22 protein-coding genes are annotated in these 25569 nt (G+C 64.5%); 17 read left to right on the forward strand and 5 right to left on the reverse strand.

Annotated elements, in window-relative coordinates; all coding sequences use genetic code 11:
• From ABIB66_RS25605 to uxuA, 3 genes are read left to right on the forward strand one after another with little or no spacing between them, the layout of a single operon-like run.
• Entirely contained in the window at positions 1 to 1407 is a 1407-nt protein-coding gene (locus ABIB66_RS25605) for a TRAP transporter large permease (RefSeq protein ID WP_354060183.1), read from the forward strand.
• Entirely contained in the window at positions 1404 to 2453 is a 1050-nt protein-coding gene (locus ABIB66_RS25610) for an L-idonate 5-dehydrogenase (protein WP_354060185.1), read from the forward strand. The genes ABIB66_RS25605 and ABIB66_RS25610 overlap by 4 nt, the downstream gene beginning before the upstream one ends.
• 16 nt (positions 2454 to 2469) lie before the next feature.
• Positions 2470 to 3660: a mannonate dehydratase gene (gene uxuA, locus ABIB66_RS25615; protein WP_354205010.1), complete on the forward strand. Its 1191-nt coding sequence runs from the start codon at positions 2470 to 2472 to the stop codon at positions 3658 to 3660.
• On the opposite strand, the gene ABIB66_RS25620 is transcribed toward uxuA, so the two are convergent.
• Positions 3654 to 4592 (reverse strand): LysR family transcriptional regulator, encoded by a 939-nt coding sequence (locus ABIB66_RS25620; RefSeq protein ID WP_354205012.1) that lies wholly within the window; start codon positions 4590 to 4592, stop codon positions 3654 to 3656. The two genes, uxuA and ABIB66_RS25620, sit on opposite strands and share 7 nt — an antisense overlap.
• A gap of 211 nt (positions 4593 to 4803) precedes the next feature.
• Between ABIB66_RS25620 and ABIB66_RS25625 the strand changes: the two genes are divergently transcribed.
• The 12 genes from ABIB66_RS25625 (at position 4804) to ABIB66_RS25680 (ending at position 16890) form a co-directional block, all read left to right on the forward strand.
• Positions 4804 to 5886, forward strand: a complete 1083-nt coding sequence (locus tag ABIB66_RS25625; RefSeq protein WP_354256048.1) for an ABC transporter ATP-binding protein — start codon at positions 4804 to 4806, stop codon at positions 5884 to 5886.
• Positions 5887 to 5922: 36 nt separating this feature from the next.
• Positions 5923 to 6639: an HAD family hydrolase gene (locus tag ABIB66_RS25630; protein ID WP_018454007.1), complete on the forward strand. Its 717-nt coding sequence runs from the start codon at positions 5923 to 5925 to the stop codon at positions 6637 to 6639.
• 15 nt (positions 6640 to 6654) lie between these two features.
• Positions 6655 to 7962, forward strand: coding sequence for an NAD(P)/FAD-dependent oxidoreductase (locus ABIB66_RS25635; protein ID WP_354060193.1), 1308 nt, complete (start codon positions 6655 to 6657; stop codon positions 7960 to 7962).
• A 27-nt stretch (positions 7963 to 7989) separates the two neighbouring features.
• A complete protein-coding gene (locus ABIB66_RS25640) occupies positions 7990 to 9045 on the forward strand; it encodes an ABC transporter substrate-binding protein (protein ID WP_354256051.1) in 1056 nt (351 codons plus the stop codon).
• A 73-nt stretch (positions 9046 to 9118) separates the two neighbouring features.
• Positions 9119 to 9931: an ABC transporter permease gene (locus tag ABIB66_RS25645; RefSeq protein ID WP_354060884.1), complete on the forward strand. Its 813-nt coding sequence runs from the start codon at positions 9119 to 9121 to the stop codon at positions 9929 to 9931.
• Positions 9928 to 10713 carry an ABC transporter permease gene (locus tag ABIB66_RS25650; protein WP_354205017.1) on the forward strand — a complete coding sequence of 262 codons (786 nt, stop codon included), beginning with the start codon at positions 9928 to 9930 and terminating at the stop codon, positions 10711 to 10713. The genes ABIB66_RS25645 and ABIB66_RS25650 overlap by 4 nt, the downstream gene beginning before the upstream one ends.
• 199 nt (positions 10714 to 10912) lie before the next feature.
• Complete coding sequence (locus ABIB66_RS25655; protein WP_275169338.1) at positions 10913 to 12574, forward strand: thiamine pyrophosphate-binding protein; 1662 nt, start codon at positions 10913 to 10915, stop codon at positions 12572 to 12574.
• Positions 12575 to 12577: 3 nt separating this feature from the next.
• Positions 12578 to 13843, forward strand: coding sequence for an NAD(P)/FAD-dependent oxidoreductase (locus ABIB66_RS25660; RefSeq protein WP_354205019.1), 1266 nt, complete (start codon positions 12578 to 12580; stop codon positions 13841 to 13843).
• 9 nt (positions 13844 to 13852) lie between these two features.
• A complete protein-coding gene (locus ABIB66_RS25665; RefSeq protein WP_275169336.1) occupies positions 13853 to 14596 on the forward strand; it encodes an aspartate/glutamate racemase family protein in 744 nt (247 codons plus the stop codon).
• A 323-nt stretch (positions 14597 to 14919) separates the two neighbouring features.
• Complete coding sequence (locus ABIB66_RS25670) at positions 14920 to 15459, forward strand: thiamine pyrophosphate-binding protein (RefSeq protein WP_275169318.1); 540 nt, start codon at positions 14920 to 14922, stop codon at positions 15457 to 15459.
• Positions 15459 to 16049: a thiamine pyrophosphate-dependent enzyme gene (locus ABIB66_RS25675; RefSeq protein WP_275169317.1), complete on the forward strand. Its 591-nt coding sequence runs from the start codon at positions 15459 to 15461 to the stop codon at positions 16047 to 16049. Before ABIB66_RS25670 ends, ABIB66_RS25675 begins: the two co-directional genes overlap by 1 nt.
• 58 nt (positions 16050 to 16107) lie before the next feature.
• Positions 16108 to 16890, forward strand: a complete 783-nt coding sequence (locus ABIB66_RS25680; RefSeq protein ID WP_354205022.1) for an SDR family NAD(P)-dependent oxidoreductase — start codon at positions 16108 to 16110, stop codon at positions 16888 to 16890.
• 145 nt (positions 16891 to 17035) lie between these two features.
• Here the strand turns inward: ABIB66_RS25680 and ABIB66_RS25685 are convergent, their stop codons facing one another.
• From ABIB66_RS25685 to ABIB66_RS25695, 3 genes are read right to left on the reverse strand one after another with little or no spacing between them, the layout of a single operon-like run.
• Positions 17036 to 17830, reverse strand: a complete 795-nt coding sequence (locus ABIB66_RS25685) for an IclR family transcriptional regulator (RefSeq protein WP_275169315.1) — start codon at positions 17828 to 17830, stop codon at positions 17036 to 17038.
• Positions 17831 to 17853: 23 nt separating this feature from the next.
• Positions 17854 to 19587: an FAD-dependent oxidoreductase gene (locus ABIB66_RS25690; RefSeq protein WP_354256054.1), complete on the reverse strand. Its 1734-nt coding sequence runs from the start codon at positions 19585 to 19587 to the stop codon at positions 17854 to 17856.
• A gap of 7 nt (positions 19588 to 19594) precedes the next feature.
• Positions 19595 to 20809, reverse strand: coding sequence for an ABC transporter substrate-binding protein (locus ABIB66_RS25695; RefSeq protein ID WP_275169313.1), 1215 nt, complete (start codon positions 20807 to 20809; stop codon positions 19595 to 19597).
• Positions 20810 to 21157: 348 nt separating this feature from the next.
• Here ABIB66_RS25695 and ABIB66_RS25700 point away from each other — a divergent pair, with 348 nt between their 5' ends.
• Positions 21158 to 22459: an MFS transporter gene (locus ABIB66_RS25700; RefSeq protein ID WP_275169312.1), complete on the forward strand. Its 1302-nt coding sequence runs from the start codon at positions 21158 to 21160 to the stop codon at positions 22457 to 22459.
• Between the two features lie 6 nt (positions 22460 to 22465).
• Here the strand turns inward: ABIB66_RS25700 and ABIB66_RS25705 are convergent, their stop codons facing one another.
• Positions 22466 to 23956, reverse strand: coding sequence for a glycosyl hydrolase family 79 N-terminal domain-containing protein (locus ABIB66_RS25705; protein ID WP_354205025.1), 1491 nt, complete (start codon positions 23954 to 23956; stop codon positions 22466 to 22468).
• Positions 23957 to 24201: 245 nt separating this feature from the next.
• On the opposite strand from ABIB66_RS25705, the gene ABIB66_RS25710 reads away from it, so the two are divergent.
• On the forward strand, positions 24202 to 25551 hold the full coding sequence (locus tag ABIB66_RS25710; RefSeq protein ID WP_354256057.1) for an ABC transporter substrate-binding protein: 1350 nt from the start codon (positions 24202 to 24204) through the stop codon (positions 25549 to 25551).
• Positions 25552 to 25569 lie beyond the last annotated feature (18 nt).

A 25569-nucleotide genomic window follows, 5' to 3' on the forward strand; every position in this document is an offset into this window, starting at 1 on the left:
ATGTTGCTGTTGCTTGGAGGCTTTCTCGTCCTGATGCTGCTCGGCGTACCCGTGGCGATTGCCATGGCGGCGTCGTCGCTGCTCTACATCCTGGTCAGCGGCGTGACTCCCGACGTCACGCTGGCACAGCGCATGATCGCCGGCGTCGAGAGCTTTCCGCTGCTCGCCGTGCCGTTCTTCATCCTGGCCGGCAATCTCATGAACATCGCCGGCGTCACCGGGCGCATCTACAAGTTCGCCGTCGCGCTGGTCGGCTGGATGCGGGGCGGCCTTGGCCATGTCAACATCATCGGCTCGGTGATCTTCTCCGGCATGTCCGGCACCGCTATCGCGGATGCCGCCGGTCTCGGCACCATCGAGATTAAGGCGATGAAGGACCACGGCTACTCGACGGAATTCTCCGTCGGTGTCACCGCGGCGTCGGCGACGCTCGGGCCGATCATCCCGCCGTCGCTGCCTTTCGTGATCTACGGCATGATGGCCAATGTCTCGATCGGCGCGCTGTTTCTGGGGGGTGTCATTCCAGGCGTCGTGCTGACGCTGCTCATGATGGCTACCGTCACCTATTTCGCGCACAAGAACAAATGGGGCAACGATACGCCGTTCTCCTGGCCGCAATTGGGGTCGGCGGGGCTCGAGATCCTCGTCGTACTGAGCTTCCCGATGGCTGTCTGGCTTCTGACGGTCGCCGGTCTCTCCACCAATTGGGCAGTTGGGATTGGTCTGGTCGTGCTGCTCGCGATGGACTGGTACTTCGACTTCTCCGCGGTGATGGCGCTGATGGCGCCGGTCATCCTGATCGGCGGCATGACGCTCGGCTGGTTCACGCCGACGGAAGCGGCGGTCGCCGCCGTGATCTGGTCGCTCTTTCTCGGCCTCGTGCGCTACCGCACCATGACAATGAAGACGGTGGCGAAGGCGACCTTCGACACCATCGAGACCACGGCGTCGGTTCTGTTCATCGTCACGGCCGCCTCGATCTTCGCCTGGCTGCTCACGGTGTCGCAGGCAGCCCAGATGCTGTCGGACTGGATGCTCAGCATCACCCACAACAAATGGGTGTTCCTGGCGCTCGCCAACGTCCTGATCCTGTTCGTCGGCTGCTTTATCGACACCACGGCGGCGATCACCATTCTGGTGCCGATCCTGTTGCCGATCGTGCTCAAGCTCGGCATCGACCCGATCCATTTCGGTCTGATCATGACGCTGAACCTGATGATCGGCCTGTTGCATCCGCCGCTCGGCATGGTGCTGTTCGTGCTCGCGCGCGTCGCAAAGCTCTCGGTCGAGCGCACGACGGTGGCGATCCTGCCCTGGCTGGTGCCGCTGATGCTCGCGCTGCTCGCGATCACCTACATTCCCGAACTGACCCTCTGGCTGCCGAAATACATGGGACTTTCCAAATGACCTCAACTGCTCTCGCCGCAACCCTGTTTGGCCCCGAAGATCTGCGCATGGTCGAGCATCCGCTCGACAAGCTCGCGGAAGGCATGGTGCGCATCCGCTTCGGCGCCGGCGGCATCTGCGGCTCGGACATGCATTATTTCCGTCATGCCCGGACCGGCGATTTCGTGGTGAAGTCGCCGCTGGTGCTCGGCCACGAGATCTCCGGCGGGGTCGTGGAGATCGCGGGCTCCGCAGCGAACCTGAAGGTCGGCGACCGTGTCGCCGTCAACCCGTCGCGCTGGTGCGGCCACTGCGTCGCCTGCCGCCAAGGCCGGCAAAACCTCTGCGAAAATATCTACTTCATGGGCTCGGCCTCGAAGACGCCGCACATGCAGGGAGGCTTTGCCAATTACTTCGACGCAATCCCGGCGCAGTGCGTGAAGATCCCCGATCATGTGTCCTATCAGGCCGCGGCGCTGGCGGAGCCGCTCGCGGTCTGCCTGCACGCGGTGGCGCGTGCCGGCAACATCGAAGGCAAGCGCGGCATCATTTTCGGTGCCGGTCCGATCGGGCTTCTGACCATGCTTGCCGCGCGCCGCGCCGGCATGACAGACATCACAGTGGCCGACATCGCGCCGGCGCCGCTGGCCTTTGCGACCCGGCTCGGCGCCTCACACGTCGAGAATGTCGCAGCCGGCGAGGAAGGCCTGAAGGCGCAGGCCGCGTCGCGCCCCTACGATGTCGCTTTCGAAGTCTCGGGCACGGCTGCAGGCCTTGCCAGTGCGATCGGTATCGTCAGGCGCGGCGGCGTGGTGGTGCAGATCGGCAATTTGCCGGGTGGCCAGATTCCGGTACCGGCCAATGCGGTGATGGCCAAGGAGATCGACCTGCGCGGCTCATTCCGCTTCGGGCTCGAGTTCATGACGGCGGTGGAGCTGATTGCGGACGGCAGCGTCGACGTGCTGTCTCTGGTCACCGCCGAGCGGCCGCTGTCCACCGCGCCGGACGCGCTGCGGCTGGCCCTCGACCGCTCGCAGAGCGTCAAGGTCGTGCTGACCGCGAACTGATCCGGGGAGAATTCTTATGATGCTCGAGGGATGGCGCTGGTACGGGCCCGATGATCCCGTGTCGCTGGATGATGTCAGGCAGGCCGGGGCGAGCGATATCGTCTCGGCACTGCATCAGGTGCCGATTGGCGAAGCCTGGACACGCAAGGCTGTCGAGGAGCGCAAGAACTTCATCGAGAACGGCCAGCCCGGCCGCTCGCAGCTGACCTGGTCGGTGGTGGAATCGATTCCGATCCCCGACGACGTCAAGCGTCTCGGGGCTAAGGCAACGCGCTCGATCGAGACCTGGATCGCCAGCATGGAGGCGGTCGCCGCTTCCGGCATCAAGATCATCTGCTACAACTTCATGCCGGTCGTGGATTGGTGCCGCACCGATCTCGAATGGGAGTTGCCGAACGGCGCCCGTGCCATGCGCTTCGACCAGGATCGCTTTGCTGCGTTCGAGCTGCACATCCTGAAGCGGCCGGCCGCGACCGCCGAGTATTCGCCGGAGCAGCAGGCTCGCGCGAAAAAGCTGTTCGACCAGATGAGCCAGGCCGATATCGATTACCTCGTCATGGTGATCGCCAGCGCGCTGCCGGGCTCGACCACCGAGCCCATGACCATCCCGCAATTCCGCGACCGGCTCGAAACCTATCGCGACGTCACGCCAAAAATCCTGCGGCAGCATCTCGCCGAGTTTTTGGGCCGCGTCACACCCGTCGCCGAGCGGCTCGGGGTCTCATTGACACTGCATCCGGACGACCCGCCGCGCCCGTTGTTCGGCCTGCCGCGCGTCGCGTCCAGCGCCGATGACTATCAGGCGTTGTTCGATGCCGTGCCGTCAAAGGCGAATGGTATCTGCCTGTGCACGGGGTCGCTCGGCGTGCGCGCCGAGAACGATCTTCCCGCGATGGCCGAACGCTTCGGTCCGCGTATTGCCTTTGCGCATCTGCGCGCGACCAAGCGCGAGGGGGATGGCCTATCCTTCTACGAGTCCGATCATCTCGACGGTGACGTCGACATGGTCGCGGTGCTGAAGGCGCTGCTGAAGGAGAACGCGCGACGTTCGCCCGACAAGCAAATCGTCTTTCGTCCCGACCACGGCCACCGCATGCTGGACGATCTCGCCGCCACCAAGCGCACCAATCCCGGCTACACCGCGATTGGCCGCCTCCGCGGTCTCGCCGAGCTGCGCGGCGCAATCCGCGCGATCGAGCATCAGTAGCACGCGGCCATCGCGCCGAGCTTCGGATAGAGCCGGTCGATCGCGGCAATCTCGCCTTGCATCTGCGCGATGATCCAGTCGCGGATCTCGGCGGCGATGGGGCGCATCGGCCGGTTGCGCGGTGGCAGGAATTCGCAGATGCGGCGTGTGGTGGTGAGCGTGTCGGAGGCCGGCACCAGCGCGCCGGTCAACAGCCAGTGCGAGGCGACCGTCAGCCAACCGAGCGCGATGCCCTGGCCGAGCAGGGCGGCCTGCATCACGACGGCATAGTCCGTGAAGCTCAGCGCCTTGGCCGCGCCGCGGCGCCCGGTGAGAAGCGATGCGTAATCCGCGGCCCAGTCGCCCGGCGTCTCGGCGAGCCGAATTATGGTGTTGCCCTCGGCGGGATCGGTTTCGCCGAGATAGGCTGGGCTGCACATCGGCAGCATGACCTCCTTCATTACCAGCGTGCCGCCGGATGACGGCTCCTCGCGATCGCGGAAGCGCATGCCGAGATCGACATTTTCCACCGGTCCGCGCAGCGCGCCGGAGATCAGTTGAAAGCGCAAATCGACCTGCGGGAATTGCCGCTGCAGCTTGTCGATCCGCGGCATCAGCCAATGCGTTGTGAAGGCGGAGGAGACCGACAGCGTCACCGTCTCGGTGCCCTTGCGGCGTCGCTCGATCTCGACCAACCCGCTCTCAATGCTGCGAAAGCCTTCGAGCACGCGGCGATACAAGAGTTCGCCTTCCTCGGTGAGCACCGCGCGTCCCGCCTTGCGGTCGAACAGGCGCACGCCGAGATGGTCCTCGAACTGGCCCAGCATCCGGCTCACCGCAGGCTGGGTGACGTTCAGTTCTGCGGCAGCCGCCGTGAAGCTGCCATTGCGCGCCGCTGCGTCGAAGACGAACAGGGCGTTACTTGAGGGCAGCATCCGGCGCAGCTCGGGCATAACACCATGTTATGAGCCAGGTGAGAATTTGGCAATTGCCGAGTTTTGCCAAGTCTGGTGTCATCGCTATCACAGCCTAAAGACAGGGCTTGCGAGCGAAGAGGTGGTGCGGTGCACGCTTCCACCGTAAGTACTCAAATTTCCTGTCTATAAAGCAGGCTTATGGCGCGCAGTGAGGCACGCCATTGTAGGGACATGGCGAGGTCGATCGTTGGACAAACGAGCGGAAAGCGTCGAGATCAGATCCGCGAGCAAGGCCTATGGCGCCGTTCGCGCTCTCGACGACGTGTCCCTCAATGTCGCCGCCGGCGAATTCGTCTCGCTGCTCGGCCCCTCCGGCTCCGGCAAGACCACGTTGCTCGGCATCCTCGGCGGCTTCATCCTGCCATCGAGCGGAACGATCCTGTTCGGCGGTCGTGACGTCACCTGGATGCCGCCGCACAAGCGCGACATCGGCGTCGTGTTCCAGAACTACGCGCTGTTCCCGCATATGAGCGTCGGGGAGAACGTCGCCTTTCCCTTGCGCGCGCGACGGCTGCCGAAGGCGGCCTGGCCGGACAAGGTACGCGCGGCACTTTCGATGGTCGGCCTTGCCCGCTACGAAGAGCGCGGCATCGCGCAACTCTCCGGCGGCCAGCGCCAGCGCGTGGCGCTCGCACGCGCCATGATCTTCGAGCCGCGGCTGGTCCTGATGGACGAACCGCTGTCCGCGCTCGACAAGCAGCTGCGCGAATCCATGCAGATCGAGCTGCGCACGCTGCACAGGCGCATCGGCGCCACCATCATCTACGTCACCCACGATCAGCGCGAAGCGCTGACCATGAGCGACCGCGTCGCCGTGATGAAGGACGGCAGGCTGATCCAGATCGACGCGCCCGAGCGGCTGCACGATCATCCCGTTGATTCCTTCGTCGCGAGTTTCATTGGCGAAGCTACGATGCTGCCGGTGCGGCGCATCGATGCCTCCGGCGTTGCACTCGGCAATGTCCTTCTGCGCAGCGCCCGCGCCATTCCTGACGGAGACTCGCTGATGCTCGCCGTGCACAGCGAAAAGCTGCTGATCGACGACGGCGCGCAGGACACCGCCTGCAATCGGCTCACCGGAACGGTCACCGACATCGTCTATCAGGGCGAGAGCCTGCGCATCTTCCTCGCGCTCGCCGATGGCATCGTGCTCAGCCTGCGCCAGGCGAGCCACCACGAAGCCTACAGCCGCATCCCGCCGCTCGGCGGCAGTCTCACCGTGACCCTTCATCCCGAGGACACCATCATCGTGCCCAGGGTGAGGGACTGAACCTAAGTCTTGTCCAACCGAGAGAAGAAGCCAAAAATGTCGTCAGCAGCCTCGTTCAGCAATTTCAAGGTTCTCACCTTCGACGTCGTCGGCACCTTGATCGATTTCGAGACCGGCGTGCTCTCCGCGGTGCGCAGGATCTCGGGCAAATCGCCGGCCGAGCTCAGCGACGACAAGATCTTCGAATCCTATAAGCGTGGCCGCGACAAGCACCATGAGCGTTCGAGCGAGGTGATGTTCCATGTCTATCGCTATCTCGCCAAGGAGCTCGGGCTGCAGGCCGATGACGCCTCCTGCGACGTTTTCCAGCTCGCGGTGCTGCGCTGGGGACCGTTCCCGGACTCGGTCGAGGCCTTGAAGCGCCTGCGCACCAAATTTCGGCTGGTCGCCATGACCAACGCCGACCGCGTCGCGCTCTCCTGTTACGCGCATGCGCTCGGCAATCCCTTCGACGATACCGTGTGCGCCGACGAGACTGGCGTTGCGAAACCAGATCCGGAGTTCTTCGCCTACAACAAGGGCCGCCAGTCCGCTTTCGGCTACAAGCAGTCCGATATCCTGCACGTCGCGCAGAGCCAGTATCACGACATCGGGATCGCGCGGAAACTCGGCTACAAGGTGTGCTGGATCGAGCGCCGTCAGGGCATGGCCGGCTTTGGCGGTACACCGGCCGTGGAGACGCTGACCAAGCCAGATTTCCATTTCCCGACATTGAAAGCGCTTGCCGATGCGGCCATCGGACCGGCGGCGTAGGGCATGAGCGGCGGCATGACACGGGACTGGAACGCGCTGCCATCGGCCAATTCGCTGTGGGCCGCCACGGCGGAGCCGGCGCGCGAGTTTCCGGTCCTGTCGGGCGAGCAGCAGGCGGATGTGGTGATCATCGGGGCGGGCTATACCGGCCTGTCGGCGGCACACCACATCGCCAAAAGCGGTTTGTCGCCGATCGTGCTCGAGGCCAACCGCCCGGGCTGGGGCGCGAGTGGCCGCAATGGCGGCGTGATCACCGCAAAATTCCGCCTCTCGTTCCGCGACATCGACGCTGTGCACGGCCGCGCCGTGGCGCAGCGCATGTACGAGATCGCGCATGAATCGATCGACATCGTCGAGGAGCTCGTCGCCGAATATGACATCACCAGCGCAAATCTGACGCGCTCCGGCCAGGTCAAGGCGGCGCACAACGAGACGACGCTCCGGGCCGCGATAGACGAAGCCAACTGGATGACGCGCGAGATGGGGAGTGCCGAGGTCCGCATCCTCGACAAGGGGCAGGTGCGCGACGAGACCGGCTCCGACATTTTCGTCGGCGGCGTGCTCAATCCCGGCTCCGGCGGCATCCATCCGCTGAACTATCTGCGCGGCCTCGCCGGAGGCGTGGCGCGCCGCGGCGTGCCGATTTACCAGGAATCGCCGGTCGTAAGCCTCCGGCACGAGAACGGCGGCATCGTCGCCGAAACGCCGCAAGGCGCGGTGCGGGCAAAGCAGGCGATCATCGCCACCAACAGCTACTCCGACCTCACCGGCGCGACCGCGAACATGCAGCGCACGCTGATCCCGTTCCGCAGCGCCATGATCGCGACCGAAAAGCTGCCGCGCAATCTGGCGGGCAAGCTGATGCCGGCGGGCCGCACCTACACCGAGACCAAGCGCATGATGCGCTGGTTCCGGATGGTCGACAATCGCGTGATCTTCGGTGGCCGCGGTGCCTTCGGCAAGCAGGACTCCGCAGCCGCGTTCGATGCGCTGCGCAAGGCGATGGTGGGTATCTTCCCCGACCTTGCCGATATCCCGCTTGCCTACAAATGGTCGGGCCTGGTCGCGATGACGCTGGACTCGGTGCCGCATATCGGCCGCATCGACGACCGCACGCTGTTCTCGATGGGCTACAACGGCGCGGGCGTGGCGATGTCGAGCCTGATGGGCCGCTATCTCGCCGCCTTCGTGCGCGGCGAGACGCCAGAGGTCGGACTGCTCGACGCGCGGCGATTGAAAGCTATCCCGTTCTATCCGTTGCGCGAGCCCGCCGTGCGCATGGTCGCCGGCTGGTACCAGTTTCTCGATGCGATCGGTCAGTGAATTTAATTGGTGACAGAGGAGGCGAGGATGACGACGAAACGAGATTTTCGATTTGGCTACGCTTTGTTGGGCGGATCGCTCGGATTGTTTGCAACAACCGGCATCGCCGCCGCCGAACAGATCACCTTCGTCTCGCAGGGCGGGGCCTACCAGCAGGCGCAGACGGTGGCGATCCTCGATCCCTCCGCCAAGAAGCTCGGCATCACCGTCAACCAGGACTCCATTCCCGACGCCTGGCCCGCGATCAAGACGCAAGTCGGCAGCGGCAAGCCGATCTGGGATGTCGTGGATACTCCGACCGGCAACTGCCTGCGTGGCGGCGAGCAGGGGCTGATCGAGAAGCTCGACTTCTCGAAGATTCCGAACGGCGCGGCGATGCCGGAGGGCTATCGTAGTCCGTACTCGGTGTCCTACGAGTTCTATTCCAGCGTTCTGTCCTACAGCCAGAAGACATTCCCGAAAGAGGCGCCGAACAGCTGGGCCGACTTCTGGGACGTGAAGAAATTTCACGGCCGTCGCGCACTGCGCAACCACCCGTTCGCGACGCTCGAGGCGGCGCTGATGGCCGACGGCGTCGCGCCCGACAAGCTCTATCCGCTCGACGTCGACCGCGCCTTCAAGAAGCTGGAAGAAATCAAGCCGAATATCACGGTGTGGTGGACCTCCGGCGCCCAGTCGGCGCAGCTTCTCAATGACGGCGAGGTCGACATGGAGATGGCCTGGAACGGCCGCGTCAGCGCGGTCGCCAAGGAGGGCGCCAAGGTCGCCTTCACCTACAACCAGGGCGTTTTGCAAAGCACCTCGCTCTGCATCCTCAAGGGCGCGCCGAATCTCGAGACGGCCGTCAAGTTTCTCAACGAGGCCGTCGATCCCGTGCACCAGGCCAATCTGCCGCTGCATATCGACTACGGTCCGGGAAATCCAAAGGCGTTCGAGGCCAACGTGATCAAGCCCGAGCGCGCCGCGCAATTGCCGAGCGAGCCGGCCAATGCGGCCAAGCAGGCGCTGATGTCCTACGCCTGGTGGTCCTCGCCGGCGGGCGAAGCCGCCGAGAAGCGTTGGGCGTCGTTCATGCAGAAGTAAGCGAAGCGAGGCTGCGTTGACGATATCCGTGCCAGATCCATCGCAAAAGCATCAGCGCCGCGAGCATGCGCTGATGCTGGCATTGGTGTCGCCGGCGCTGCTGGTGATCTTGGCTCTGATCGTGCTGCCGGTCGGCTGGCTCGCCTGGCAGTCGATCTACCACAACGGCTTCACGCTGGAGAATTATCGCCGCGTCTTTACCGAAGACATCTACTGGCGAAGCTTTGCGCTGACCTTCGAGATCAGCCTCGCGGTCACGGGAATCGCGCTGCTGCTTGGCTATCCCGTGGCATATCTCGCCAATTCGGTGCCGAAAGGGTGGAGCATCCTCATCCTGTCGCTGGTCGTGCTGCCATTCTGGACCAGCGTGCTGGTGCGGGCCTATGCCTGGCTGGCGCTGCTCCAGCGCACCGGCGTGATCAACCAGTTGCTGCGTTATCTCGACGTGACAGGCGAACCGCTTGCTCTGGTGCACAACACCTTCGGCACGGTGGTTGCGACGGTACACATCCTGTTGCCGTTCATGGTGCTGCCGCTCTACGCCACCATGCAGAAGATCCCGTCCGATCTGATGCAGGCGGGCGCCAGCCTGGGGGCGAGCCCGTCGCTCACTTTCGTCCGCGTCTTTCTGCCGCTGTCGTTGCCGGGCGTGCTCGCGGGCTGCACCATGGTGTTCGTGCTCTGTCTCGGCTTCTACATCACGCCGGAACTGCTCGGCGGCGGCCGCACGGTGATGGTGTCGATGCTGGTGAGCCGCAACGTCGAGCTCTACAACCAGTTCGGCGCTGCGAGCGCGGTCGCCGTCGTGCTGCTCGTCAGCGTGCTCGCGATCTTTTTCGCCGTCAGCCGCTTCATCTCGCTCGATCGCATATTGGGGCAGAAATGATGCGATTGTCGCCCGCCCGGATCGCACTCTATATGATCAGCGCGCTGGTGCTGGTCTACCTGATCCTGCCGGTGCTGATCATCGCGCCGATCTCCTTCTCCAGCGCGCGCTTTCTGACCTTTCCGCCGCCGTCGTTCTCGCTGCGCTGGTATCAGCAGTATTTCTCCAGCACGGCCTGGATGCAGGCGACGCGGGTGACGCTGACGGTCGCGCTGCTGACCGTTGTTATCGCGACGCCGCTCGGCGTCGCCGCCGCCTACGCCATCAACCAGTCGAAGCTGCGCATCATGCGGCTGATCCACATGATGCTGCTGTTGCCGCTGGTCGTGCCCATCATCATCACCGCGGTGGGCATCTTCTTCCTCTATGCCAAAGTCGGCTTGGTCGCGACACTGCCGGGCCTGGTGCTGGCAAACGTCATGTTGGGCCTGCCATACGTCATCATCTCGGTGCTGGCGGGCCTGCAAAGCTTCGATCCGGCGCAGGAAATGGTGGCGCGTAGCCTCGGCATGAACCGCCTGCGCAGCTTCTTCGCGGTGACCTTGCCGCAGATCCAGTCCAGCGTGGTTGCAGGCGGCATCTTCGCCTTCATCTCGGCGATGGACGAGACCATCGTCGCGCTGTTCATCTCCGGCGGCCAGTATCAGCCGCTGACCAAGCGCATGTTCACCGCGCTCCGCGACGAGATCGACCCGACCATCGCCGCGATCTCGACACTGATGACGGCGGCCTCGTTCATGCTGGTGCTGCTGGCGAGCGCGCGGCAGCGCAAAGGGGCATGATGGCAAGGGGGCCTGCTCCCCGGTCGACGTCCGAGAGAGGCATGGCTGCCGCCGCTATTTGCCGGAGAGGCATGACGAGGCCGTAATGCCGGGCAGCGGTTTCGGCCTTGCACCTTGTTTCCGGCTGTCCTACGCCAGCCCGGAACAAAATTTTTCGCGAAGCTGCGAAACGCATCGCCAAAGCCTTGAGGGAGCCGTCATGACCATTCGCAACACCCGCACCGGGGGCCAGATCCTGATCGATCAGCTCGTCGCGCAAGGCGTCGAGCGTGTCACCTGCGTGCCGGGCGAGAGCTACCTTGCGGCGCTCGACGCGCTGCACGACAGCCCGATCGACGTCATGATCTGCCGCGCCGAAGGGGGGGCCGCAATGATGGCGGAGGCGTATGGCAAGCTCACCGGCCGCCCCGGAATCTGCTTCGTCACCCGCGGCCCCGGCGCCACCAATGCCAGCCATGGCGTCCACATCGCGATGCAGGATTCCACGCCGATGATCCTGTTCGTCGGTCAGGTCGACACCGGCATGCGCGAGCGCGAGGCGTTCCAGGAGCTCGACTACAAGGCGGTGTTCGGCACCATGGCGAAATGGGCGGTCGAGATTGATCGTCCCGACCGGATTCCGGAACTGGTCGCGCGCGCCTTCCGCGTCGCCATGCAGGGCCGTCCCGGTCCCGTCGTGATCTCGTTGCCCGAGAACATGCTGACCGAGACTGCTGCCGTTGCGGACGCCATGCGGATCGAGCCGGCGGTGAGCTGGCCGGCGCCTGCCGATATCGAGCGCGTTGGCGCCATGCTTGCCAGCGCCAAGGCGCCGCTCGTCATTCTCGGCGGCTCGCGCTGGACCGATGAGGCGACCAGGAGCATCGCGCGCTTTGCCGAGCGGTTCGACCTGCCGGTCGCGACCTCGTTCCGCCGCGCGTCGCTGATCGACGCCGATCACTCGCACTATGCCGGCGATCTCGGCATCGGCCCGAGCCCGGGCCTGAAGGCGCGCATCGACGGCGCCGACGTCATTCTGTTGATCGGCGGCCGTATGTCGGAGATGCCGTCCTCGTCCTACACGCTATTCGATATTCCGACTCCGCAGCAGAAGCTGATCCACGTGCATCCGGGTTCGGAAGAGCTCGGCCGCGTCTATCAGCCGGCACTCGCGATACAAGCCACGCCCGCCGCGTTCGCGGCCGCGGTCGAGACGCTGAAGTCCGCCGGCGCAGTCGCCTGGAAGGGCGAGGCCGCCAAGGCGCATTCCGATTATCTCGCCTGGACCGACAAGGCGCGCGAGCTGCCGGGCACGTTCCAGTATGGCCAAGTCATGACCTGGCTGCGCGATCGCCTGCCCAAGGACGCCATCGTCTGCAACGGTGCCGGCAACTACGCCGGCTGGATTCATCGCCATCATCGCTTCCACAGCTTTGCCTCGCAGCTCGCGCCGACCTCGGGCTCGATGGGCTATGGCGTGCCGGCGGCGGTGCTCGCGAAACGGCAATATCCGGATCGCACCGTTATCGCGTTCGCCGGCGACGGCTGCTTCCTGATGAACGGGCAGGAATTCGCGACCGCCGTGCAGTACGATGCAGCCCTCGTCGTTATCGTCGTCGACAATGCGCAATACGGTACCATTCGCATGCACCAGGAGCGCGACTATCCCGGTCGCGTGGTCGGCACCCAGCTCAAGAACCCGGATTTCGCGATGTACGCGAAAGCGTTCGGCGGCCACGGCGAGCGCGTCGAGCGCACGGAAGAGTTCGCGCCGGCGTTCGAGCGTGCGCTCGCCTCGGGCAAGCCGTCGATCCTCCACTGCATCATCGATCCGCGGGCGATGTCGGTCGGCAAGGACTTTGCCCCTGCGGTGAAGGCCTAAGCGATGTCGGAGGGCCGCCACGTCGCCATCATCGGTGCTGGCGCGGTCGGCGTGATCAGCGCCATCGAAGCGCTACGCGAGGGCCATCGCGTCACGCTAATCGATCCGGGCGAGCCCGGTGGCGAACAGGCGGCGAGCTACGGTAATGCCGGCTGGCTCTCCTCGCATTCGGTGATCCCGCCGGCCGAGCCCGGCGTCTGGAAGAAGGTGCCCTTCTATCTGATGGATCCGCTTGGACCGCTCGCGATCCGCTGGTCTTATCTGCCGAAGGTGCTGCCCTGGTTGATCAAATATCTGCTCTCGGGCTGGACCGAGGCGCGGGTCGAGACGACGGCATTTGCGCTACGCGACCTTCTGAAGGACGCGCCACTGCTGCACAAGAAGCTCGCGGAGGAGGCGGGCGTTCCTGAATTGATCGAGCGTAACGGCGTGATGCATGTCTTCCCGTCGCGCGGCAATTTCGACAATGATCTCGGCTGGCGCGTGCGCAAACGCGTTGGTGTCGAATGGCTGGAGCTTTCGGCCGACGAGATGCGTCAGCGCGAGCCCGATTTGCATCCGCGCTACACTTTCGGCGTGGTGGTGGAAGAGGCCGGGCGCTGCCGCGACCCCGGAGCCTATGTCGCGGCCCTCGCGCAACATGCGCTGGCAAGCGGCGCCAAGCTTGTGCGGAACAAGGCGACAGGCCTCAGACTCAACGACGGCAAGTTAGTCGCCGTCGTCACGGAGACCGGCGAGATTGCGTGCGATGCCGCGGTGATTGCCGCCGGTGCGCATTCAAAGCGGCTCACGGCGTCCGTCGGCGATCCGCTGCCGCTGGAGACCGAGCGCGGCTATCACGTCATGATCGAGAATCCGGAAACGGGCCCGCGCAGCTCGATGATGGCCTCGGATGCGAAGATGGTGGTGAATTGGACCGACAAGGGTTTGCGCGCCGCTGGCACGGTCGAGATCGCAGGCCTCGAGGCCGAGCCGAACTGGAAGCGCGCCGAGATTTTGCGCAACAACCTCTTCAGCATGTTCCCAAAACTGCCGACGGACATTCCGGCTTCGCGTATCAAGACCTGGTTCGGCCATCGGCCGAGCATGCCGGACGGACGTCCCTGCATCGGTTACGCGCGGGCCTCGCGCGACATCGTCTATGCCTTCGGCCACGGCCATATCGGCCTGGTCGGCTCGGCGCGCACTGGTCGTCTCGTCGCCCAGCTTCTGAGCGGCAAGTCGCCGGAAATTCCGCTCGCGCCGTTTTCGCCCGATCGTTTTCTCTGAGACCGCATCATGACCGCTCCAGCCAACTCGTCCTCCCGAATCGCCCGCGGCGGCAAGGCCATCTATGGAGCGCCGCTCGGCATCCTGATGCTGGAGGCGCGCTTTCCCCGCATTCCCGGCGACATGGGCAACGGCACCACCTGGCCATTTCCCGTGCTCTACCGCGTGGTGAGCGGTGCCTCGCCGGAGAAGGTGGTGTTGAAGGGCGCCGCCGGTCTGCTCCCGGATTTCATCGATGCGGCAAAGGATCTGGTGCGGCTCGGGGCCGAAGCCATCACCACCAATTGCGGCTTCCTCTCGCTGTTCCAGAAAGAGATCGCAGCCGCGGTCGGCGTTCCCGTCGCGACCTCGTCACTGATGCAGGTGCCGTGGGTGCAGGCGACCTTGCCGCCGGGCAAGCGCGTCGGCCTCGTCACGGTATCCGGTTCGACCTTGACGCCGGCCCATCTCGCAGGTGCCGGCGTGCCGCTCGATACGCCGCTGGTCGGCACCGAGCGCGGCAAGGAATTCTTCCGCGTCCTGATCAAGGCCGAGAAGGACGACATGGACATCGCGCAAGCCGAACGTGACGTGGTCGAGGCCGGCAAGGAGCTGGTCGCCAGGAACCCGGATGTCGGCGCGATCGTGCTGGAATGCACCAACATGCCGCCCTATGCGGCAGCTTTGCAGGCCGAAGTTGGACTGCCCGTCTATGACATCTATTCCATGATCACCTGGTTTCATGCCGGACTGCGGCCGCGTCGGTTTGGCTAGAGCTCGAGAAGCTGCCGATGGCTCCTCTTCCTTCTCCCCTTGCGGGAGAAGGTGGCGCGAAGCGCCGGATGAGGGGTATCTCTCCGCGCATATAGATGCGGATGAGTGCACGGAGAGATACCCCTCACCCAAATGAGTTTGTATCTATCAGCGGTGATGCCCTCTCCCGCAAGGGAGAGGGCGCAGCCATGCGCATCGTGCGCTGTCCCACCGGCAGTGGAAGAGGCAGCTATACAATCCCTCGATACCTGATCGCGCCAGACGGTCAGAGCTTTCGGGCCTGAACATCGCTAGAGTGCCGCTCGAAATCACGGAGACAAGCGGTGCACAGCCTTCAATCCAATCCCGACACGCGCGCAGACGATTGGCCGTCCGAGCTCTACCGCATCCTGAAAGCCGCCGACGTGCGGCAGATGTCCTACGTCCCCGATGCCGGCCACAGCCAGCTCATCAGCCTGTTCTCGGCCGACCGCGACGTCACCACCAACGTGCTGACGACGGAAGAGGAGGGCGTTGCCATCGCCGCAGGCGCCTGGCTCGGTGGACAGCGCAGCGTGCTCTTGATGCAGTCGAGCGGGGTCGGCAATTGCATCAACATGCTGTCGCTGTCGGCAATCGGACGATTTCCACTGCTGATGCTGGTGACGATGCGCGGCGAATGGGCCGAGTTCAATCCCTGGCAGGTGCCGATGAGCCGGGCTACCCAGCCCTCGCTGGAGGCGATCGGCCTGAAGGTGATGCGCGCGGAGACAGGAGAGGATCTGATCGAGACGGTCGAATCGGCCGCGCCGCTTGCCTACGAATCCGATCAGCAGATTGCCGTTTTGATCGGGCAGCGCCTGATCGGCAAGAAGAAGTGGTGATGCCAATGCAAGCTCAACTCGATCGCCGCGCCGCGGTCGCCGCGCTCCTGAAGAATCGCAAGGACACGCTGGTCGTCTCCGGCCTCGGCTCGCCGACCTATGACCTTCATTCGGTCGGCGACCACGACGGCAATTTCTATCTCTGGGGCGCCATGGGCGGCGCCGCGCTGATCGGGCTTGGCCTCGCGCAGGCCCAGCCGGGAAAGCGCGTCCTCGCCTTGACCGGGGATGGCGAGCAATTGATGGGCCTCGGCGGCATGGCGACCATCGGCGTCGCACGCCCGCGCAATCTCGACATCGTCGTGATCGACAATCAGCATTTTGGCGAGACCGGGATGCAGGCCAGCCACACCGGGCGCGGCGTCGATCTCACCGCGATTGCTGTGGCCTGCGGCTTTGCCGCGACCGGAACCGTGCGGACGCTCGAGGAGGTGGCACGTCTGGCGACGCAGCTCGACGAGACGGCCGATGGCCCGCGGCTTTTTGTCATCAAGGTACTGGCCGAAAATCCGCCGCGCTCGCTGCCCTCGCGCGATGCTGTCTTTATCAAGAACCGGTTCCGTGCTCATCTCGGCTTCGCGGCGGCCTGAGCCGGGTTTCTCGCCCGGCGACAGTCTGCTGTCGAAGCAGATACTCTGGAGTGAGACCATGAAACAATCCGGCAAGGTCGCCGCCATCACCGGCGCGGCGCGCGGTATCGGCAAGGCTTGCGCGAAACGATTCCTGGACGACGGCGTCAAAGTCGTCATCTCGGACGTCGATGCCGATGGCTTGGCCGCGACGGCTGCCGAGCTCGGACGGCCGGAGGCCTTGCGCACTGTCGTCGGCAATGTCGCAAAGCGCGCCGATGTCGACCAGCTGGTCGCAACTGCCGCAAAGGAGTTCGGCCGGCTCGACATCATGGTCAACAATGCCGGCGTCGCCCGCAACCGGGACCTCCTGGAGATTTCCGAAGAAGAATTTGACGAGATCATCGGCATCAATCTGAAGGGCGCGTTCTTCGGCGTGCAGGCGGCGGCGAAGCAGATGATTGCGCAAGGTAGCGGCGGCGGAGTCATCATCAACATGTCTTCGGTGAACGCGCTGCTGGCGATCCCGGCGCTTGCCACCTACGCCATGTCCAAGGGCGGCATGAAGCAGCTCACATCAGTGGCCGCCGTCGCGCTGGCTCCGCACAATATTCGCGTCGTCGCTGTCGGGCCGGGCACGATTTTGACCGACATGGTGGCATCGTCCATCTACACCTCGGAGGATGCCCGCAAAACCGTAATGTCACGCACGCCGGCCGGCCGCGGCGGCGAGCCGGGCGAGGTGGCCTCCGTCGTGGCGTTCCTGGCAAGCGACGATGCGTCGTATATCACGGGACAGACGATCTATCCGGATGGTGGGCGGTTGATCCTGAATTACACGGTGCCGGTGAGGGACAAGTAGGGCGGACCCATTCTCTGTCATCGCCCGGCTTGACCGGGCGATCCAGTACGCCAAGACGCCCGCGGTGAACCGAGGTGCCGCGGCGTACTGGATGCCCCGCCTTCGCGTGGCATGACAGCGGAGGTCGGATGAGGCAGCGAGCCCCTCACTCCGCCGCAGCCGTTATCCCGTGACCCAGCCGCTTCGAGATCCCGCCGGCGCAGTCGCTTAGCGCGTGGGCGATGGGGCTGTCCCAGCGGGCATCGAACGTGCCTTCCGGCCCCATCGCGGTGATCACCAGCGCGACATGGCCGGAATGGTCGAACACGGGCGCTGAGAATGCGTTGACGCCGGGCAGGGGGTCGCCGAGCGCGCGGGCGAGGCCGTGCTTGCGGACCTCGGTGAGCATGTCGGCGAGCTTCGCGCCTTTCACGGTGCGTTTCGGATTGTAGCCGACGCCGTGACGATCGAGGCCGCTTTCGAGTGCGGCGTTGATGGTTTTCTCCGGCAGGAAGGCGGCAAAAGCCCGGCCCGTGGCTGTCTCCAGCAGCGCCATCACCGAACCGGCCCGCATCACGATATGCACCGGCTGGCCGGGTTCTTCCAGCTGCACCACGGTCGGGCCGTGCGTCCCCCAGACCGCGAGCGAGACCGCATGCCCGATCTGACTTGCGAGCGCCGCTATCTTCGGTCCTGCGATGCGTACGCCGGACAGGCGGCGCAGGCTGATCAGGCCGAGCTCCAGCGCCAGCGCGCCGATCTCGTAACGGCCGGTGGTCTCGTCCTGCTCGATCAGGCCGATGCGGGAGAAGCTGGCGAGATAGGGATGCGCCTTGGCCGGCGTCATGCCGGCCTCGCGCGCGAGATCGCGCAGCATCATCGGCTCGCCGCATCTCGCAAGCGCGCGGAGCAATTCTCCGCCGACCTCGATCGACTGGATGCCGCGGCTTTCTCTTTTCATGCGCCTCCTGGCGTGCGGCTCGCTTACGCCGCGTTGCGCTTGGCGGCGCTGTCGGCGAGATGACGGCCGGCAATGTAGCCGAAGGTCAGCGCCGGCCCAAGCGTGATGCCGGCGCCGGGATAATTGCCACCCATGATGCTCGCCATGTCGTTGCCGGCGGCATACAGCCCGGGAATCACCCGTCCTTCAGCATCGAGCGCCCGCGCATTCTCGTCGGTGACGATGCCGGCATAGGTGCCGAGATCGCCGACTACCATCTTGATAGCGTAGAACGGGCCGTTCTCGATTGGGGCGACGCAGGGGTTCGGGCCGTGCAGCGCATCGCCCTGGTAGCGGTTATAGGCCCTCGAGCCCTTGCCGAAGGCCGCATCATGTCCCTGTGGTGCGGTCGCATTGAACTGCTTGACGGTCCCGACGAACGCCGTGCTGTCGATGCCCGCCTTTGCCGCGAGCGCCTCCAGCGTCTCGCCGCGCATGAGATAGCCGGTCTTGAGGTGATGACCCAGCGGCATCGGGAATGGCGGTACGCAGCCGAGGCCGTATTTGCGCAGGGTCTGGTGATCGCAGACCAGGTAGGCCGCGATCTCCTCGCCGGGCTTCGCCGCCTTGACCATGGCCTGGACGAAGTCGTGATAGGAATTGCCCTCGTTGGCAAAGCGCTTGCCGTCACGCATCACCGCGATCACGCCGGGTTTGGCGCGGTCGATGAAATGCGGCATCACGCCGTTTGAGCCGTCCTTGCGCTTGGTGACCGAGACCGGGACCCAGGCTGCCGCGTTCGGCAGGCGGTCCTCGATGTGTCCGCCGGCGTTCTCGGCAAGCCGGAGGCCGTCGCCGGTGTTGCCGGTCGGTCCCGGCGAAAAGTGCTCGTTGCCGGTCGGCGCGTGTGGGAACATCTTCTTGCGCCGTTCGACATCATGCGGGAAACCGCCGCAAGCGAGCACGACGCCTTGTCTTGCACGAATGCGGACGTCGCGTCCCTCGCGGGCGACAATGGCGCCGGTGACAGTGCCGTTCTCGACCGTCAGCTCGCGTACCGGCGCGGACAGCCACATCGGAATCTTCATGTCCTGCGCGGATTTCGCGAGGCGCCCGGCGAGCGCATTGCCGTTGGTCAGCGTCATGCCGCGGCCGTAGCGCAGCACGTCCATCAGATGCCGCGACAGGCGCTTTGCGACATAGACCGCTGAGGTCAGCGACTTCGTCGCGCGCATGAAATGGACGATGTCCTTGCCGGATCCGAGCATCATGCCGAATACGGTCAGCTCGGGCAGGGGCATGCCGAGGGTCTTGATCTGGCCGCCGAGCTCGCGGCCGTCGAACGGGCGTGCCACCATCGAACGACCGCCCTGGGTGCCGCCGGGCGCCTCGGCGTGGTAGTCCGGGAACACCAGCGGCATGTCGAAACGGAGCGCCGTCTTGCTGGTGAAAAAATCGACCGCCTCGGGCCCGGCGCTCAGGAACGCATCGACCCGCGCGGCGTCAAAGTTGTTGCCGGCTTCGTGCCGCAGGTAAGTCCGCGCCTGCTCCGGCGTGTCCTCGATGCCGTAAGCCTTTGCCAGCGACGTGCCGGGAATCCACAACCAGCCGCCGGACCGCGCGGTCGTGCCGCCGAATCGCGGCTCCTTGTCGACGATCAGGACGTCGAGGCCGCGATAGCGTGCGGTGATAGCGGCCGACATGCCGGAGCAGCCCGATCCGGCCACGAGCACATCGCACTCATAGGTTTCGCCTGCGTTGCGCTCGTTGCCGGTCATGCGGGCCTCACTTCTTCAGCAGCGGACATTTGGACTCGGAGACCGGGCGGAAGGCGTCCTCTCCCTTCACCGTCTTGATGATCTCCAGATAATCCCAGGGTTCTTTGGACTGCTCGGGTGTTTTCACCTTGGCGAGATACATGTCGCGAATGACGCGGCCATCCTCGCGCAAGCGTCCGCCATGGACGAATGTATCCTCGATCGGCAGCTCGCGCATCTTGGCCATCGCCTTGGCGGGATCATCGGTGCCGGCGGCCTTGATGGCCTTGAGATAATGCAGCACCGAGCCGTAAACGCCGGTCTGGATCATGGTCGGCATCACCTTGGTGCGCTCGTAGAATTTCCGTGACCATGCGCGGGTCGCCTCGTCCATGTTCCAATACGACGCGGTGGTCATGTAGGTGCCCTGCGCGGATTTGAGGCCGATCGCATGCACGTCGGTGTCGAACATCAAGAGGCCGACCAGTTTCTGTCCGCCTTGGACCAGGCCGAACTCGCCCGACTGCTTGATCGCATTGTCGGTGTCCTGGCCGGCATTGGCGAAGGCGACGACGTCCGATTTCGAGCTTTGCGCCTGGAGTGCAAAGGAGGAGAAATCGGCCGTATTGGTCGGGTGCTTCACGCCACCCAAAACCTTGCCGCCCATCTCGTTGATGAAGCGCGTGGCGTCCTTCTCGAGCTGCTGGCCGAAGGCGTAGTCGGCGGTGATGAAGTACCAGGATTTTCCGCCTTCCTTGATCACGGCGGAGGCCGTCACCTTTGACAGCGCGTAGGTATCGTAGGTGAAATGCACGGTGTTGGGGCTGCAAAGCTCGTCGGTCAGCGAACTCGCGCCGGGGCCGGAGAGCAGCGCAACCTTGTTGCGCTCGCGCACCATGTTGTGCACGGCGATCGCGATGCCGGAATTTGGGATGTCGACGACGGTATCGACCTTGCCGTTGTCGAACCAGCCGCGCACGATCTGTACGCCGACGTCGGTCTTCATCTGGTGGTCGGCGCTGATGATCTCGATCGGCTTGCCGAGCACGGTGGGCCCGAACTCCTCCACCGCCATTTTCGCGGCCTCCACGGAGCCCGGCCCACTGTTGTCGCGGCCCCAGCTCGACAGATCCGTCAGCACGCCGATCCGCACCGCGTCGTCGGAGATTTGCGCGTTCGCAACGGTGGTCATGGCAACCGAAGTCATGGCCGCGAGCATGGCGCAGGCCAAAAGCCCTCTCATCGTCGTTCCCTCTCTTTTTGGGCCGCTTGGCGCGGCTGGTTGTTCTGGCAGATAAATTAGATAATGGCGAATAAGTTTGTCAATGGCGAATACGGACTACGTCGTCCCGGCGAAGGCCGGGACCCATACCGCGTGATCTATCGCTGCCGGGCGGTCGCAGTACCGGAGCACCGGTCCTCGCCAAGCTCCTCCCTGTGGTTATGGGTCCCGGCCTTCGCCGGGACGACGGTGAGGAGGCAGTGGCGCGAAAATCTCGCATCGTGATTTGGGGAGACCTGACACTCCCACAAGTTGCAACCGCCACAACGTTTAGCCATGATGCCACCTGGAATTTTGGGGCGGATGGTAATGACGGCAGCATCGGGGATCTCCACGGCGAGGGAGAAATCGACGACGGCGCATGTGGTGTGGGCGAGTGCGCTCGGCACCGCGATCGAGTGGTACGACTTCCTGATCTACGGCACGGCGGCGGCGCTGGTGCTGAACAAGCTGTTCTTCCCGAGCTTCGATCCCTTCGTCGGCACGCTGGCGGCGTTCTCGACCTATGCGGTCGGCTTCGTCGCGCGGCCGATCGGCGGCGCGATCATCGGGCATTATGGCGACCGGCTCGGCCGCAAGAAGATGCTGGTCGCGACCATGATGGCGATGGGACTGGGCACGTTCCTGATCGGCTGCCTGCCGACCTACAGCCAGATCGGCGTCTGGGCGCCGATCTTCCTCGTCATTTTGCGCTTCGTCCAGGGCATCGGGCTCGGTGGCGAGTGGAGCGGCGCCGTGGTCATGGTGGCCGAGCACGCCGGCAACCGCCGCGGCTTCTACGGCAGCCTGGTGCAGATCGGCTTCCCCGTCGGCGTCGCCGCCTCCACCGGCATTTTTGGTCTGATGACGCAGCTGCCCGAAGCGGACTTCCTGAGCTGGGGCTGGCGCGTGCCGTTTCTGATCAGCATCCTGCTCGTCGGCGTCGGGTTCATCGTGCGGCTGAAACTCGCGGAGACGCCGCACTTCAAGGAGGTGCTCGAGCGCAAGGAGGTGCTGGCGCAGCCGGCGCTGGAAGTCCTGCGCCGCGATTGGCGCAGCTTCCTGCTGGCGGTCGGTATCACCGTGTCCGAAGTCGGGCTCGCTTATCTCCTCACTGTCTTCACCGTGGTCTATGCAACGACGCAGCTCGGCCTGCCGCGGCAGGTGATCCTAAATGCGGTGGTCTATGCCGCACTCGTCGAGCTCGCGACGCTGCCTCTCGCCGGCTGGCTGTCCGACATCTTCGGCCGCAAAGCGCTGTATCTCGCCGGCGGCGTGTTCTCGGTGGCGTTGGCGTTTCCGTTGTTCTGGTTCCTCGACACCAGGGAGCCGGCCCTGATCACGCTCGCGCTCGTCGTCACGATGACACTGACGCATGCGCTGCTGTTCGGGCCGAAGGCTGCCTTCATGCCGGAGCTGTTCCGCACTCAGGTGCGCTACAGCGGCGCATCGCTGGGAGCCAACGTTGCCGCCGCGCTCAGTGGCGGCTTCTCGCCGCTGATCGCAACCGCGTTGCTCGCGTGGGCCGGTTCCTATTGGGCGGTGTCGGTCTACATCATCGCGCTCTCGATCATCACGATCGTCGCAACCCTGATGGCGCCGGAGACGGCGCGGGACTCGCTCAGATCCTGAACGCGGTCATCGGCACGCCGGGTTCGCAGCGCCCGGGACGACGAGGAAGGTGATGGTCTCAGGCGCGAGGCGCACTGCGCTGGCCGCAGTCTTGCGCGCGGCGAGGTGCGGCAGCCCATCTTCGTCGGTCAGCGCGAGCGTCTTGCCGTTCAGTTGCACGGTTGCACCATTCAGTCCTGCTGCCTGCAAAGTGTAGCGTTTGGCGGACAGCGGTAACATGATCGTGCGCGTTGCGCTGCGCGAGATATTGATCGCGAGCACGGTCACGGCGCCGCGCATCGACGGGTGACAGTGCGCGTAGACATGGAGGCCGGGCGCCATCGCTGCGCCTGCGCCGAGCACCGTCGTGCCCATCAACCGATGCCAGAGCAGCGCGCCCCAATAATTGGGTCTCGGGCGGAACGTCTTCTCGTCCAGCAATCCGTAATCGCTCGCGGCCAGCGTGTTGTGCATCACCACTTGAACGCCAGCCTTGGCCAGGCCTCCGAGCTGGTCGAGATAGCGGAACGTATCGGGGAAAGTCTTATCCCAGCGGTTGCCGCCGCAAGCGGCATCGGCGGTTTCCGTCAGCCAGATCGGTTTGCTCGGCGCGAATTCATCGCGCAGGCCACGGTAGATCGACAGCGTCGCATCGGTTCGGGCGAGCCATTCTTCGGACAACGCGCGTGCCGGCTCATCGCGGCCGCCGCAGCGTGGTGAGATCGTGTTGTAGTGATGGTACGAGAAGCGATCGACGTCGGCTCCGGAATTGGCAAGCAGATCGCGGGTGCGAATACTTGACGCGGAAGAGGACGTGGAATCGCCGACCGAGCCCGGGCCGACGATCAGTGTTTCCGGCGCCGCGCGCCGTATCCAGTCGCGAAAGACGTCGAAATCGCGAACATAGGCTTTCGCGTCATATCCTCGCGGCGCTCCGCTCATCGCCGCGAGCGTCGGCTCGTTCATGAATTCGGCGGCGGCGATGTGGCCGCTCAGCGAACGCGTATAGTCGATTAGGCGTTGCGCCTGATCCGGCCTCCAAAGGCCATCCGCATCGCGGCTGCCCGGGCTGATGGCAAAGGAGGTGACGATCTCCGCACCAGTCGCGCGCGCAAAGTCGACGACGCCGCGCCACTGCGCGCGGCTTAGCACTGCGTCGAATCCCGGGGGCGGTGCAGCCGGCGCATTCGCGGTGTCGGCGAAGAACGTCGCATTGGCCCAGGTGCCACTCACGCGCAGATACGCCGGCGACAACGCCACCGCGAGCTTGCGCAGACGCGTGTTGCCGAGATCGATTGGAGGTCTGTAACTGTAGCGATCCTTGTCAACCCGCGTGCGCATCGTTTGCGGATAAGGCTTCCAGAACCGCCCGCCGGTCAGCTCCACCATCTCGATGTTGTAGGACTGGAAGCGGGGATCGACGGTGCCGATCGCTTGCAGCCCCGCAGGTGCGATCGACACGGCGCCGGCGTGCGCCGCGCACGATGTTCCGGCCGCGAGCAGCGCAAGCCTTGTCACACGTGCTGCGTGAAAAAGTCCGCCGCGCCGCATTCGCCGTCTTGTATGCACGTCCTGACGCCTTCTTATGCGTGCTGCCAAAAGCAAATGCAGCCGTCCGAACCATTAGCCTCCCTTATAGCGCGAATTTTTACTTCCAATTTTACTTCGCAAAGTTCCGCCCATAGCCTCCTGTGCAATCGATCATATCGCAGCCGGTCAATGGCGATCGGTGCGAGCGTTCATCGTAGCCAACGAGGGTTGCCATGCTTGACAGGGACAAGGGGACATCCACTGCCAATCCGGCGGGGACGAGCGACAAGTCTGCGAAAAAGCTGAGCCGGCGCACGCTGTTGAAGGGCGCCGCGGCGGTGGCCGGCGCGGCCGCAGGATCGGACGCGATCCGCGGATTCCCGACCATCTGGGCGCAGGAGATCAAGGATATCGAGCTGCGCCATGTCGGCGTGTCCTATTCGGTGGTGAAGGCGATCGGTGACCAGGCGGCCAAGGATCTCGGCTTCAAGGTAACGATGCAGAACCTCGACACCTCCGCCGCCATCAACCGCTTCATAAGCCAGCCTAATACGGTCGATATCGCCGATCTCGAGGGCTGGCAGGCCAAGCTCGCCGCCAAGCGCGGCGTGATCCAGGGCATCGAGGTCAAGAAGGTCAAGGAGTTCGACAACATCCTGCCGATCTTCACCAAGGGCGAGATCGACGGTCACAAGATCCCGCGCCAGGGCATCTCGCCTTACGAGGCCATGTATATCGCCAAGCCCGATTCGACCGACCTCAACGACGGCGTCACGGAATGGGCGACGTTCCTGCCACAGGTCTACAACGCCGACTCCATCGGCTACCGCCCCGACCTCGTCGGCCATGAAGTCACGGAATGGAAGGATCTGATCGATCCGAAATTCAAGGGGAAGGCCGCGATCCTCGACGTGCCCGCGATCGGCATCATGGACGCCGCGCTCTGCTTCGAAAGCGCCGGCCTGATCAAGTACGGCAACAAGGGCAACATGACCAAGGAGGAGATCGACTTCACCTGCAACAAGCTGATCGAGCTCAAGAAGCAGGGCCAGTTCCGCGCGACCTGGACCACCTTCGACCAGTCGGTGCAGCTGATGGCGGCGGGCGAAGTGGTGATCCAGTCGATGTGGTCGCCGGCGGTTGCCGCGGTGCGCGTGAAAGAAATCCCCTGCGTCTACGCGCCGGTCAACATCAAGAACGGCAAGGAAGGCTATCGCGGCTGGTGCAACGGCATGGGCCTGATGAAGCATCTCTCGGGCAAGAAGCTGGACGCGGCCTACGAATATCTCAACTGGTATCTGTCGGGCTGGCAGGGCGGCTTCGTCGCGCGTTACGGCTATTACAGCCCGGTGCCTTCGACTGCGAAGAAATTCCTCACGCCGGCCGAATGGGCGTTCTGGTACGAGGGCCAGCCCGCGCCCGAGGTGGTCAACGACCCCTATGGCGTCCCGATGGAGAAGAGCGGCACCAAACGCGACGGCGGCTCGTTCCTCGACCGCGTCAAGAACATCTCCTGCTGGAACACGCTGATGGACGAAGCCGCCTACATGAACAAGCGCTGGAACGACTTCAAGGTGGCCTGAAACCTGCTTTCCCTGACG

The sequence above is a fragment of the Bradyrhizobium sp. F1.13.3 genome, assembly GCF_040548265.1.
GTDB lineage: Bacteria > Pseudomonadota > Alphaproteobacteria > Rhizobiales > Xanthobacteraceae > Bradyrhizobium.

Coding starts and splice junctions, on each gene's coding strand:
- ABIB66_RS25605 (WP_354060183.1), top strand. CDS start 1: ATGTTGCTGTTGCTTGGAGGCTTTCTCGTCCTGATGCTGCTCGGCGTA.
- ABIB66_RS25610 (WP_354060185.1), top strand. CDS start 1,404: ATGACCTCAACTGCTCTCGCCGCAACCCTGTTTGGCCCCGAAGATCTG.
- uxuA (WP_354205010.1), top strand. CDS start 2,470: ATGATGCTCGAGGGATGGCGCTGGTACGGGCCCGATGATCCCGTGTCG.
- ABIB66_RS25620 (WP_354205012.1), bottom strand. CDS start 4,592: ATGCCCGAGCTGCGCCGGATGCTGCCCTCAAGTAACGCCCTGTTCGTC.
- ABIB66_RS25630 (WP_018454007.1), top strand. CDS start 5,923: ATGTCGTCAGCAGCCTCGTTCAGCAATTTCAAGGTTCTCACCTTCGAC.
- ABIB66_RS25635 (WP_354060193.1), top strand. CDS start 6,655: ATGACACGGGACTGGAACGCGCTGCCATCGGCCAATTCGCTGTGGGCC.
- ABIB66_RS25640 (WP_354256051.1), top strand. CDS start 7,990: ATGACGACGAAACGAGATTTTCGATTTGGCTACGCTTTGTTGGGCGGA.
- ABIB66_RS25645 (WP_354060884.1), top strand. CDS start 9,119: ATGCTGGCATTGGTGTCGCCGGCGCTGCTGGTGATCTTGGCTCTGATC.
- ABIB66_RS25650 (WP_354205017.1), top strand. CDS start 9,928: ATGATGCGATTGTCGCCCGCCCGGATCGCACTCTATATGATCAGCGCG.
- ABIB66_RS25655 (WP_275169338.1), top strand. CDS start 10,913: ATGACCATTCGCAACACCCGCACCGGGGGCCAGATCCTGATCGATCAG.
- ABIB66_RS25660 (WP_354205019.1), top strand. CDS start 12,578: ATGTCGGAGGGCCGCCACGTCGCCATCATCGGTGCTGGCGCGGTCGGC.
- ABIB66_RS25665 (WP_275169336.1), top strand. CDS start 13,853: ATGACCGCTCCAGCCAACTCGTCCTCCCGAATCGCCCGCGGCGGCAAG.
- ABIB66_RS25675 (WP_275169317.1), top strand. CDS start 15,459: ATGCCAATGCAAGCTCAACTCGATCGCCGCGCCGCGGTCGCCGCGCTC.
- ABIB66_RS25680 (WP_354205022.1), top strand. CDS start 16,108: ATGAAACAATCCGGCAAGGTCGCCGCCATCACCGGCGCGGCGCGCGGT.
- ABIB66_RS25685 (WP_275169315.1), bottom strand. CDS start 17,830: ATGAAAAGAGAAAGCCGCGGCATCCAGTCGATCGAGGTCGGCGGAGAA.
- ABIB66_RS25690 (WP_354256054.1), bottom strand. CDS start 19,587: ATGACCGGCAACGAGCGCAACGCAGGCGAAACCTATGAGTGCGATGTG.
- ABIB66_RS25695 (WP_275169313.1), bottom strand. CDS start 20,809: ATGAGAGGGCTTTTGGCCTGCGCCATGCTCGCGGCCATGACTTCGGTT.
- ABIB66_RS25700 (WP_275169312.1), top strand. CDS start 21,158: ATGACGGCAGCATCGGGGATCTCCACGGCGAGGGAGAAATCGACGACG.
- ABIB66_RS25710 (WP_354256057.1), top strand. CDS start 24,202: ATGCTTGACAGGGACAAGGGGACATCCACTGCCAATCCGGCGGGGACG.